This window comes from Pseudomonas sp. Sample_21, assembly GCF_004307525.1.
Lineage (GTDB): Bacteria > Pseudomonadota > Gammaproteobacteria > Pseudomonadales > Pseudomonadaceae > Aquipseudomonas > Aquipseudomonas atacamensis.
This window is the reverse complement of record NZ_RCNZ01000125.1, coordinates 1-12,153: the sequence shown is the minus strand read 5'-3', so window position 1 is coordinate 12,153 and position 12,153 is coordinate 1. Positions and strand designations below refer to the sequence as shown.

Annotated in this window: 9 protein-coding genes; 4 read left to right on the top strand and 5 right to left on the bottom strand. The window is 60.8% G+C overall.

Annotation, left to right across the window (positions count from 1 at the left end):
• Positions 1 to 78 precede the first annotated feature (78 nt).
• Positions 79 to 561: an acyl-CoA thioesterase gene (locus D8U71_RS24075; RefSeq protein WP_094469908.1), complete on the bottom strand. Its 483-nt coding sequence runs from the start codon at positions 559 to 561 to the stop codon at positions 79 to 81.
• Between the two features lie 278 nt (positions 562 to 839).
• Between D8U71_RS24075 and D8U71_RS24070 the strand changes: the two genes are divergently transcribed.
• Positions 840 to 2,603, top strand: coding sequence for a cation:proton antiporter (locus D8U71_RS24070; protein ID WP_130888835.1), 1,764 nt, complete (start codon positions 840 to 842; stop codon positions 2,601 to 2,603).
• A gap of 21 nt (positions 2,604 to 2,624) precedes the next feature.
• Here D8U71_RS24070 and D8U71_RS24065 read toward each other — a convergent pair whose 3' ends face one another.
• The 3 genes from D8U71_RS24065 to uvrD form a co-directional block, all read right to left on the bottom strand.
• Positions 2,625 to 3,032 carry an SMI1/KNR4 family protein gene (locus tag D8U71_RS24065; RefSeq protein ID WP_007954245.1) on the bottom strand — a complete coding sequence of 136 codons (408 nt, stop codon included), beginning with the start codon at positions 3,030 to 3,032 and terminating at the stop codon, positions 2,625 to 2,627.
• A gap of 136 nt (positions 3,033 to 3,168) precedes the next feature.
• The gene (locus D8U71_RS24060) at positions 3,169 to 4,044 is read right to left on the bottom strand and encodes a Tim44 domain-containing protein (RefSeq protein ID WP_130888834.1); all 876 of its coding nucleotides are present in this window, start codon (positions 4,042 to 4,044) and stop codon (positions 3,169 to 3,171) included.
• A 239-nt stretch (positions 4,045 to 4,283) separates the two neighbouring features.
• The gene (uvrD, locus tag D8U71_RS24055; RefSeq protein ID WP_110644548.1) at positions 4,284 to 6,467 is read right to left on the bottom strand and encodes a DNA helicase II; all 2,184 of its coding nucleotides are present in this window, start codon (positions 6,465 to 6,467) and stop codon (positions 4,284 to 4,286) included.
• A gap of 256 nt (positions 6,468 to 6,723) precedes the next feature.
• Between uvrD and D8U71_RS24050 the strand changes: the two genes are divergently transcribed.
• The 3 genes from D8U71_RS24050 to D8U71_RS24040 all read left to right on the top strand — a co-directional run bounded on the left by D8U71_RS24050 (position 6,724) and on the right by D8U71_RS24040 (position 11,028).
• Complete coding sequence (locus D8U71_RS24050; protein ID WP_130888833.1) at positions 6,724 to 9,597, top strand: GGDEF domain-containing phosphodiesterase; 2,874 nt, start codon at positions 6,724 to 6,726, stop codon at positions 9,595 to 9,597.
• Positions 9,598 to 9,724: 127 nt separating this feature from the next.
• Positions 9,725 to 10,591, top strand: coding sequence for a transcriptional regulator HexR (gene hexR, locus D8U71_RS24045; protein WP_007962240.1), 867 nt, complete (start codon positions 9,725 to 9,727; stop codon positions 10,589 to 10,591).
• Positions 10,592 to 10,824: 233 nt separating this feature from the next.
• Complete coding sequence (locus D8U71_RS24040; protein WP_125916905.1) at positions 10,825 to 11,028, top strand: hypothetical protein; 204 nt, start codon at positions 10,825 to 10,827, stop codon at positions 11,026 to 11,028.
• Here the strand turns inward: D8U71_RS24040 and D8U71_RS24035 are convergent.
• Positions 10,970 to 11,932, bottom strand: coding sequence for a LysR family transcriptional regulator (locus D8U71_RS24035; protein WP_130888832.1), 963 nt, complete (start codon positions 11,930 to 11,932; stop codon positions 10,970 to 10,972). The genes D8U71_RS24040 and D8U71_RS24035 overlap by 59 nt on opposite strands.
• Positions 11,933 to 12,153: the final 221 nt, after the last annotated feature.

Sequence of the window (12,153 nt, the reverse complement as noted above, 5' to 3'; positions counted from 1 at the left end):
ACAGGAAGAATGCATTCCAAATGTGGGAGCGAGCCTGCTCGCGAAAGCCATTTGTCAGGCAACATCAATCAAGGCTGATCAGGCGTCGCCCTTGATCTCCTGATAACGCTTCTCCAGTTCCTGACGAATCTGTCGGCGCTGCTGCGCCTGTATGAAGCGGCGCTTGTCTTCGCTGTTCTGCGGTTGCAGCGGTGGCACGGCGGCCGGTTTGCGCTGATCATCCACCGCGACCATGGTGAAGAAGCAGCTGTTGGTGTGGCGCACCGAGCGTTCGCGGATGTTTTCGGTGACCACTTTGATGCCAACTTCCATCGACGTGTTGCCGGTGTAGTTGACCGAGGCGAGGAACGTCACCAGTTCGCCGACATGAATCGGCTCGCGGAAAATCACCTGATCCACCGACAGGGTCACCACGTAGCGCCCGGCATAACGGCTGGCGCAGGCGTAGGCCACTTCGTCGAGGTATTTGAGCAGGGTGCCGCCGTGGACATTGCCAGAGAAGTTGGCCATGTCGGGGGTCATCAGTACCGTCATCGACAGCTGGGCGTTTCCGGGTTCCATAACGTTCTCACGGATCAAGGCTGATTGCAGGAAGCGCCTCTGCGGGCACCTGGTGGCTTTTCAAAAAGCACCGTTATCGGGACGCCGCGCGGCGGGCCGCCGTCACGCCGGTAGCGATCTGTTTCCATATATTGCACCGGCTTCCAGAGCGAAGTCGCGGTGTTAACCTGCAAAAGCCCTGCCCAAGGGCAATTCCTACATTAAAAGCGGATTTTTACCCTGCTCGCGCAGAACGTCTGACGTCTGTCCGCGCGCCTCGTCATCAAGGAGCCCACGCCATGCATGCCATCAGTTTCATTCAGGATCTGGCAGTGATCATGCTGGTCGCGGGCGTGGTAACCGTGCTGTTTCATCGTTTCAAGCAACCGGTGGTGCTCGGCTACATCGTCGCCGGCTTCATCATCGGCCCGCATACGCCACCGTTCGGCCTGATTCACGACGAAGAAACCATCAAGACCCTGGCCGAACTCGGGGTGATCTTCCTGATGTTCTGCCTTGGCCTGGAGTTCAGCCTGCGCAAGTTGTTCAAGGTTGGGGCAACGGCGTTCATTGCCGCGTTTCTCGAAATCATCCTGATGATCTGGATCGGTTACGAAATCGGTCGCTGGTTCGACTGGAACACCATGGATTCGTTGTTTCTCGGCGCGATTCTGGCGATCTCCTCAACCACCATCATCGTCAAAGCGCTGAATGACCTGAAGATGAAGAACGAGCGCTTTGCGCAGTTGATCTTCGGTGTGCTGATTGTCGAGGACATCCTTGGCATCGGCATCATTGCGCTGCTGTCGAGTATCGCCGTCAGCGGCACGGTGAGCTCGGGCGAAGTCTTCTCCACGGTCGGCAAGCTGTCGCTGTTCATGATCGTCGCGCTGGTCATCGGCATTCTGTTGGTACCGCGTCTGCTGGCTTACGTGGCGAAATTCGAAAGCAACGAGATGCTGCTGATCACCGTACTCGGCCTGTGTTTCGGCTTCTGCCTGCTGGTGGTCAAGCTTGAATACAGCATGGTGCTCGGTGCTTTCCTGATCGGCGCGATCATGGCTGAGTCGCGGCAATTGCTGAAAATCGAACGATTGGTCGAGCCGGTTCGCGACCTGTTCAGTGCGATCTTTTTTGTCGCCATCGGGCTGATGCTCGATCCGCTGATTCTCATCGAATACGCCTGGCCGATTGCGGTGATCACCGTCGCCGTAGTGCTCGGGAAGATGCTGTCCTGCGGCCTCGGTGCGTTTATCGCTGGCAACGACGGACGGACCTCACTGCGGGTAGGCATGGGTCTGTCACAGATTGGCGAATTTTCCTTCATCATCGCCGCGTTGGGCATGACCTTGCAGGTGACCAGCAACTTCCTCTATCCGGTCGCTGTGGCCGTGTCGGTGATCACCACGCTGCTGACGCCGTACCTGATTCGCGCGGCGGATCCGCTGTCGATCAAGCTCTCGGCCGCTGTGCCCAAGCGGCTCGGGCGGGTGCTCGGCATGTATGGCGAATGGTTGCGCAGTATTCAACCGCAGGGCGAGGGTGCGCTGCTGGCGTCGATGATCCGGCGGATCCTGTTGCAGGTCGGGGTCAATCTGGCGCTGGTGATTGCGATCTTCTTTGCCGGCGCATACTTCGCCGAGCGCATGTCGTTGTGGCTGCAGGACTGGATTAGCGATCCGAGCTGGCAGAAGGCTCTCATTTGGGGCGGTGCGTTGCTGGTCTCGCTACCGTTCCTGATTGCCGCTTACCGCAAGCTCAAGGCGCTGTCGATGCTGCTGGCGGAAATGGGCGTCAAGCCGGAGATGGCCGGGCGTCACACGCAGCGAGTGCGCCGGGTGATCGCCGAAGTGATCCCGATTCTCTCGCTGCTGGTGATTTTCCTGCTGTTGGCAGCCTTGTCGGCCAGTATCCTGCCGACCAACAAGCTGCTGGTGCTGATCGCCGTCGTCGCGGCCGCCGTGGCGGCGCTGCTGTGGCGCTGGTTCATCCGCGTGCATACGCGGATGCAGGTGGCCTTGCTGGAAACCCTCGACAATCACAAGGAGCCGTCGGGGCATTGACCTGCCGGGGCGTGTGGCGGATCAGCTTTCCAGCCAGACGTCCCGCGCCCAGTGCCACACCGATTCCCATGATTCTTCGGTGATCAGCTCTTCTTCGCCGGACCACAGCACCACGGTGCCGTCTTCTTCAACGCAGTAGTAGTCGTCGCCGTCCTGGCAGATCGGGATCAGGTCACGCGGCACGCCGGCGTCCCAGGCATTGGCGGCAACGTCCGGCAGATAGGTGTGCGATTGCGGGTCGGTGACGGTCACCGGCTCGAGGCTGCCATAGACCACGTCGCTGACGGTCAGCAAAAACTCTTTGAAGACGAACGGAATGTTGATGAAGAGTTCTTCTTCGATCTCCACCAATTGGTCTTCGTCTGGCAATTCCAATGGAACCGGCACGGGTTCGTTGGCTTCGCGCAGTTGTTCGATGATTTCTTCCACGTCCGGGATCCTCTTGCTTGAATGGCGCGGTTTATATGGGCCGGTTTATACAGTAGCTCGCCATAGATGCAACCGTGAAATGAAAAACCCCGGCCGAGGCCGGGGTTCTGTTACCGCAAGTGAAGCGCAGCAGGGATCAGCCGTTCTGGCGGATACCGGCGACCAGCCAAGGCTGGTTGTCGCCCTGCGGACGTTCCATGTTCCAGCTTTCGCTGAACACTTCGCCCTGGTCGAAACGCGAGGTTTTCGACACGCCGGTGAAGGTCAGGGTGGCGATGGTCTTGTCGGCACGATCGTCGACGCCGTCCAGCTGCACCTGCAGGTTGTCGATGTAGGTCGACTGGAAACCGTCGCCCAGATCCGCACGCTCACGCTTGAGGAACTCAAGCATTTGCGGGGTCACGAACTCGGCGATCTTGTCCATTTCGTTGGCGTCCCAGTGCTGCTGCAGCGACTGGAAGTGGCTGCGCGCAGCTTCAAGGAAGCGCTCTTCGTTGAACCAGGCCGGTGCGTTGATCACTGGACGGGCGGCAGCCGGAGCAGCCGAACCACCGAAGATCGAACCCATGGCGGCAGGCTTCTGCTCGAACACTTCACGCTGCATCGGCGCGCCGGCCGGAGCGAATTGCTCCTGCTGCTTGCGACGACGGGCGGCGATGAAGCGGAAGATCACGAACGCGATCAGGGCCATGATCAGGATGTCGAAGATCTGCATGCCCTGGAAGCCGTCGCCCATGAACATCGACGCGAGCAGGCCACCGGCGGCGATGCCCGCCAGAGGGCCGAGCCAGCGCGAAGCACCGCCGGCCTTGGCTGCGGCGCCAGCAGCACCGGCAGCGCCAGCGGTCGCTGTTGCGCCGCCCACGCCTGGAGAAGAAGGAGCCATCTGGCTGGTCTGGTGCGTCGGCGCAGCGCCGGCGCTTTTGCCACCACCAAAGCGCTTGGCGTTGGCGTCGAGGCTCATCGTCAGGCCGATGCACAACGCCATGGCGATGCTAAGAAAACGTTTCATAAAGGGTATTCCCGTTTTGTGGAGACACGCGCGCCATGTTGCACAGCTGAAGTGTTACTGGCTAGCGAGAGAGTGTTTCGGGCTTTTGCCTGACAGGTTGCGTTCAGCTTGGCGAGGCAATCAGCCGATGTACTTTTGTCTGTAGGAAAAGGCGATAGGTTCAGAGGGATTGATGTACTTGCGTCGCATAACCTGCGGGAGCGAGCAGGCTCGCTCCCACATGGGTTCAGTGCCGGTGGTTAGATCGCTTCCAGCTTGGCATAGCCGAGCATCAGCCACTTGCTGCCTTCGCTGAAGTTCACCTGCACCCGGGCCTGGGCGCCGGAGCCTTCGAAGTTGAGGATCACGCCCTCGCCGAAGATCGAGTGACGTACGGCCTGACCGAGCACAAAACCGGTTTCCGGAATCTCGCTGCCGCTGAACAGGCTGCTGCCGCTCATCGACTGGTTGCCGCCGAACGGTCGGCTGACGCTATTGGACAGGCGCACTTCCTGAATCAGGCCTTTCGGCACTTCGCGGACGAAACGCGACACCTTGTTGTAGGTTTCGCTGCCGTACAGGCGCCGGGTTTCCGCGTAGGTCATGACCAGATTCTGCATCGCCCGGGTGATACCGACGTAAGCCAGACGCCGTTCCTCTTCAAGACGCCCCGGTTCTTCCAGGCTCATTTTGTGCGGGAACAGGCCTTCTTCCATGCCCACGAGGAACACGTAAGGGAATTCCAGGCCTTTGGCGCTGTGCAGGGTCATCAGCTGAACGCTGTCTTCGTGCTCGTCGGCCTGAGTGTCGCCGGCCTCCAGCGAAGCGTGGCCGAGGAAGGCCGCCAGTGGCGTCAGTTCTTCGTCCTCTTCGGTGTTCTCGAAGTTGCGTGCGGCGCTGACCAGTTCCTCAAGGTTTTCCACCCGGGCCTGGCCTTTCTCACCTTTTTCCGCTTCGTGATAAGCGATCAGACCGGACTGCTCGATGACGGTTTGCGTCATCAGGTGCAGCGGCATCTCGGCGCACTTGGCAGCGAGGTTCTCGATCAGTTCGATGAACGCGCCGAGCGCACTCGCGGCGCGACCGGTCAGGCCTTTGTTGGCCACCAGTAGGCGCATCGCTTCCCACATCGATACGTCGCTGTGTCGCGCATGCTCGCGAATCGCTTCGACGGTTTTCTCGCCGATGCCCCGCGCCGGTACGTTGATCACTCGCTCCAGCGCCGCGTCGTTGCCGCGACCCTCAAGCAAACGCAGGTACGCCATGGCGTTCTTGATTTCCGCGCGTTCGAAGAAGCGCTGTCCGCCATAGATGCGGTACGGGATCCGCTCGCGCAGCAGGGCTTCTTCAAGCACCCGCGACTGGGCGTTGGAACGGTACAGAATGGCGATATCGCTACGGGCCAGACCGGTTTTCAGCGCGCTTTCGATGGTTTCTACCACGTAGCGCGCTTCGTCATGCTCGTTGAACGCGGCGTACAGGTTGATCGCTTCGCCGTCGCCGCCGTCGGTCCACAGCTCTTTGCCGAGACGCCCGGTGTTGTTGGCGATCAGCGCGTTGGCGGCTTTGAGGATCCCGGCGGTGGAGCGGTAGTTCTGCTCCAGACGAATCGTCTCGGAGTCCGGGAAGTCGGAAGAGTACTGATGGATGTTCTCGATCTTCGCCCCGCGCCAGCCGTAAATCGACTGGTCGTCGTCGCCGACCACCATCAGGCTGTCGCCGCCCTTGCCGAGCAGGCGCAACCAGGCGTACTGCACGGCGTTGGTGTCCTGGAACTCGTCGACCAGAATGTGCCGGAAGCGCTTTTGGTAGTGCGCCAGCAGGCCGGGGTGATCGCGCCACAGATCGAGCGCGCGCAGCAGCAGTTCGGAGAAATCGATCACGCCAGCCCGCAGGCACGCCGACTCGTAGGCTTCGTAGATGCCGCGCATGGTGGCCAGGAACAGGTCGCCGCTGGCCTGAATGTGTTGCGGCCGCAGACCTTCGTCTTTCTGGCCGTTGATGAACCACTGCGCCTGACGCGCCGGCCAGCGTTGCTCGTCCAGACCGAGCTCGCGGATCACCCGCTTGACCAGACGCTGCTGGTCATCGCTGTCGAGAATCTGGAAGGTCTGGCTCAGGCCCGCTTCCTGCCAGTGCGCCCGCAGCAAGCGGTGCGCGAGGCCGTGGAAGGTGCCGACCCACATGCCGGCCGGGTTGATGCCCAGCAACTGCTCGATGCGATGGCGCATCTCGGCAGCGGCCTTGTTGGTGAAGGTCACCGACAGGATGGAGTGAGGCGAGGCGTTTTCGACCTGGATCAACCAGGCGATACGGTGCACCAGCACTCGGGTTTTACCGGAACCGGCGCCGGCCAGGACCAACTGACGGCCAACGGGGGCTGCTACGGCCTGGCGTTGGGCATCGTTGAGGGAGTTCAGCAGAAGGGAGAGATCATCGCGCATCGGGGCATTCTAGGGTGCGCCGCAGGCCCGGGCAAACCGTGCGTTGCATTAGCCGATGAAAGTGCTGCCGATGACGACCGGTCGGTCACTGGCTGCAGGCTTCGGCCCGTCTCGCCTGAGGGGTTGCAGCGGTGCGCAAGCGGCGGAAAATTTCCCCGCAATTGTGATCGGCAGCAGTTTGGCATCGGGATCGGCTTGTGTATGCTCCGTCCACGTTTCGGGCGCACGCCCTCCTATAAGAACAAGAACGTTGCCCATGATCCTCAGCGCCGAACTGTCGGGGCCCTCCGTGGACCCCCGGGTGATCCGCAAGCACTATGCCGTCGAAATGGCGGTGGAGCGCACGCGTCTGCTGTATCAGGGCTCGTTGTTGCCCACGCTGTTCATGTTGATCAATGGTCTGGTCTGCGCCGCTTTGCTCTGGAGCCCGCAGCGCTACTTCGTGGTCAGCGTCTGGCTGGTGTGGCTGCTGTCGCTGGTCGCGCTGCGGGTGATTCAGGTAGCCGCGTTCGATTCGGCGATTCCTGATCGTCAGGCCCAGCCGATCTGGTTCCGCATGTTCCTGCTCGGTTCGACCATGACCGGCCTGACACTGGCCGGAGCCGGCATCGCTCTGGTACCCGCTGACAACTTCATGCAGCAAGCCTGGGTGTTTGGCCTGATCGGCGCGGCAACGCTGTCGGCCAGTGTCGCCTACGCGGTGAGCCTGCCGGCGTTCCTCTCGTTTACCTTGCCGTGCCTGCTGCCAGCGATCGGCTACCTGTTCTGGGGCGGCGACGATCAGGCCCGGGGCTGGGGCTGGCTGGGTCTGATCCTGCTCGGTTCGTTGAGCGTGGTGGCGTGGCAGGTCAATCGGCTGATCGACCGTGGATTGCTTCGGCGTTTCCAGAATCAGCACCTGATCGAGCATTTGCAGCAAGCGCAGACGCGCAGCGAACAACTCAATCAGGAGCTGGGCAAAGAGATCGAACAGCGCCGCTGTGCCGAGGCGCAGTTGCGTGAAGCGCAGGTCGATCTCGAAGATCGCGTGGCCCAGCGCAGCCGCGAACTGGATGCCGCCAATCAGGCCCTGAGCAAAAGCGAAGCGCGCTTGGCGCTGGCGCTCAAGGCCAGTGAGCTCGGATTGTGGGACTGGAATCTGCAGACCGACGAGGTCCATCACACGCAGATTCAGGAACTGTTCGGCCTCGCCCCGGAATACGTCACCGCGCTGCTGCGCGACCTCAAGCCACGACTGCATCCTGAAGATGTGCCGTCACTCAAGTTCGCCCTGGTCGAGCATCTGAAGGGGCGCACCGAGGATTATCAGGTCGAATATCGCCTGCGCCACGGCGACGGTCACTGGGTGTGGATCGAGGACCGTGGCCGCGCCGTGGAGCGCAGCGCCAGCGGCCGGGTGATCCGTATGGTCGGCACCCGTCGCGATATCAGCGCCAGCAAAAGCCTTGAAGAGCAGCAGCGGCTGGCGGCGACGGTGTTCGAAGCGGCCAGCGAAGGCATCGTGATTCTGGACCCGGAATACGCGCTGATCGCGATCAACCAGGCTTTCAGCCGGGTTACCGGTTACGAGATAGACGACATGCTCGGGCGCAACGTCGTCGAGTTGCCGTGCAGCCGCGATGCCCGTCGTCACTATGTGGCGATCCGTCATGCGCTGGAGCAGCACGGCAGTTGGCAGGGCGAACTCGTGGAAACCCGCAAGAACGGCGAGCTGTATCCGCAGTGGCTGCAACTCAATGCCGTGCGTGATAGCCGTGGCAATGTCAGCCATATCGTCGGCTTCTTCGCCGATCTCTCGGCGCGGCGGGCCTCGGAAGAACGCCTGCGCTATCTGACCCATTACGACGAGCTCACCGGCCTGGCCAACCGTTCGCTGTTCCGCGAACGCCTGCACGAAGCCCATCAGCGCGTGCGCCAGGGCGGGCGCCGCAGTCTGGCGTTGCTGCACATCAATCTCGATCGCTTCAAATTGCTCAATGACAGTCTCGGCCATGAAGTCGCCGATCAGCTCCTGCAGAAGATGGCCCGGCGGCTGGTCAATGCCTTGCCGGAAGCCGACACCATTGCGCGCTTGTCCGGTGACGAATTTGCCGTGCTGTTCGATGCCTACGGCAATCTGTCGAGCCTGGCACGGGTAGCGACGCGGTTGTCGGCCAAGCTGCGTTTGCCGCTGAGCGTTGACGGGCATGAACTGGTGGTCAGCGCTTCGATGGGCATCAGCCTGTTGCCGGACAACGCGCGTGAGATCTCGGCGCTGGTCAGCCAGTCGAACATGGCCATGCAGCATGCCAAACATCTGGGCGGCAACAATTTCCAGTTCTTCACCGACAGTCTGCAAGCCAGCACACTCGAGCGTTTGCAGCTGGAAAACCACTTGCGCAGGGCCATTGAAGAACAGCAACTGACGGTGTTCTACCAACCGAAACTGTGCCTGCAAACCGGCCGCATGAATGCCGCTGAAGCGCTGGTGCGCTGGGATCATCCGAGCATGGGCCAGGTGCCGCCGGCGGACTTCATTGGCCTGGCCGAAGAGACCGGTCTGATCGGGCCGATCGGCGAATTCGTTTTGCGTCAGGCGTGCTGGCAAGCGTGCGAATGGCAGCGCCAGGGCCTGGCGCCGATCCGCGTGTCGGTGAACCTGTCGGTGCATCAGCTGCGCCAGGGCAAGCTGGTCAGTCTGGTCCGGCAAGTGCTGGAAGAAACCGGGCTGGCGCCGCACTGCCTCGAGCTGGAGCTGACCGAAAGTCATTTGCTCGACAGCGTCGAACACATCATTGCGACGTTCCAGCAACTGCGCGATCTGGGAGTGAAACTGGCGATCGATGATTTCGGTACCGGTTATTCGTCGTTGAGTTACCTCAAGCGCATTCCGGTGGATTACGTGAAGATCGATCAGGCGTTCATTCGCGGCTTGAGCGAGGGCAGTGCGGACGCAGCGATCACTCGCGCGATCATCGCCATGGCCCACGGGCTGGCCCTGAAAGTCGTGGCCGAGGGCGTCGAGCGTGAGGATCAACTGGCATTTCTGCGCGCCGAACACTGCGACGAAGTGCAGGGTTATCTGATCAGCCGGCCGGTAGACGCTGCTTGTCTGGCCGGGCTTTTGCGTGATCAGAAAAACCCGCCGTAAGGGCTACATGCTCCTCAGCGTGCCTGACGCCGGGACATCGAGTTACGCATTGAGCAGGCAAAATGCCCTTTCATGTAGTATAACTACAAGCTTGCTACATCCTTGCCCACAAGAAGAGTCCAACCCCTTGAATCTGCTGCAACACATCGCCCAGTCACGTCACCTGTTACGCAAGTCGGAGCTCAAGGTCGCCGACCACGTGCTGCTTGACCCTGCGGCGGTGATGCACAGTTCCATGGCCGACCTGGCTCACAGCGTCGGCATCAGCGAGCCGACCATCGTGCGTTTCTGCCGCGCGATCGGTTGTTCCGGCTTTCAGGACCTCAAGCTGAAACTGGCGCAAAGCCTGGCCGCCGGCGCCAGCTTCGGCCAGTTCGCGATCCACGAAGACGACTCCGTCGCCGACTACAGCCTGAAGATTTTCGACACCACGCTGCACACCTTGATGGAAGTGCGCGAGAAGCTCGACCCGGTCGAGTTGCAGCGCGCAGTGACGCTGATGTCCCAGGCGCAGCGTGTCGAGTTCTACGGCTTCGGTGCTTCCGGTGCGGTGGCAGCGGATGCACAGCACAAGTTCTTCCGTTTGCTGCTGACCGCGGCGGCGTATTCCGATCCGCACATGCAGGCGATGTCGGCTGTGACGCTGAAGCCTACCGATGTGGCGATCTGTATTTCCCAGTCGGGGCGCTCCAAGGATTTGCTGATCACCGCTAACCTCGTTCGCGAAAGCGGGGCGTCGTTGATCACCCTGTGTCCGAGCCAGACGCCGTTGGCCGAACTGTCGACCGTCAATCTGGCTATCGATGTGCACGAAGACACCGAGATCTACACGCCGCTGACCTCGCGAATCGCCCACCTGGTGGTGATCGACGTGCTGGCAATGGGCGTGGCCATGGCGCGCGGGCCGAGCCTGGTCAATCACCTCAAGAGCGTGAAGCGCAGTCTGCGCAGTTTGCGTTTGTCTCCAAAAGCCGTGAAAGCCCTGGATGATTGAGCAAGGTCGTTCCGACCTTGTTCGCGAGCAGGCTCGCTCCCACTGGGGACCTCCTGAGAACACAAACTCTGGGTCATAATGGGATCAGATGTGGGAGCGAGCCTGCTCGCGAAAGCGTCTTCAACAACAGCATATCCCTGCGCACATTTCATCACATTGTCATCCCCGCGCAGCCAAACCGTCATCCCCCACGCCTATCGTGAAACTCCCGTACTCGCCTTGGGAGAATCGAAATGGCTCAGCCCTACGAAGAACGCAACAGCGCCGCGAAAACCCGTCGTCAGCAGGAAGATCAGCGCCGCATGGAATTTCGCCGCGCAATCGAAGATCGCTTCGAACTTCGCCAGCTTCAGGCTGAGATCGGCGATTTTCCCGAGATCACGCACTGGCAGGCGACGCCCGCAGCTTCCCGTCGAAACGCTCAACCATCGCAATAATCTGCGCCCGCTCGCTGCGGATGAACGCCAGGAAGGCGTGCGCCACCGGTGACAGCCGCTTGGCTTTGGCCTGCACCAGACACCAGCTGCGCAGCAGCGGCAACTCTTCGACCGGCAGCTCGACCAGGCCGCCGGTCGCCAGCTCCAGGTTCAGGGCGTGGCGCGTCAACAGCGCCAGGCCCAGACCCGCCACCACGCATTCGCGCTGGGCTTCGGCGGACGCTACTTCCTGGGTCTGGGTGAAATGCACGCGCTTTTCCTTGAAATATTCTTCGCAGGCCAGACGCGTGCCCGAGCCCTGCTCGCGGATCAGCAGCGTATACGGCTCCAGATCCTGCAAGCGCAGCGGGCCCATGTGCGCCAGCGGGTGATCCGGGCGCGCCACGGCGACAATCGGATTGTTGAGAAACGGCAGAAATTCCAGGCCCATGTCCTGCGGCACCATCGACATGATCACCAGATCATCGCGGTTGTCCGAGAGGCGGCGGATGACCTGGCCACGGTTGACCACAGTCAGCTGCAAATTGACTTCCGGATGCTGGCGCTTGAACGCAGCAAACAAATGCGGCACGAAATATTTCGCGCTCGATTCCACTGCCAGTTTCAGCTGACCCTGCAGCGAACCCTGCATGTCCGACAGTTGCATATCGAGGTTTTCCAGCCGCCCGAAAATGTCGCGACTGGCACGTTGGAGCGCTTCCGCCGCCTCGGTCATGTAGAGTTTTTTGCCGACATAGTCGAAAAGCGGCTGACCGATCAGCTCTTCAAGCTGACGAATCTGTAGGCTCACCGCCGGCTGTGTGAGGGACATTTCCTCGGCGGCGCGGCTGTAGGAGCGTAAATCACACACCTCATTGAAGATCTGCAACTGACGCAATGTCATACGCATCAATGACTTACGCATTTTATTCAGGCTCTCACGGCACACGGATGTTCCGACTATAAGTGTTTACTTATGCCTGACCCAATTTTTATTCATTTTTGTTAATCCCTCAGCGGCGCTAGTGTGGACCTGCGACTGAATTGAAACATTTGGTCACGCGTCGACCTGGCTCCAGCAGGTCGTGGTGCCACCGGCTCAAGGGAACCTCCAAGTGATAAAAAAGATCCTGATCGCCAACCGTG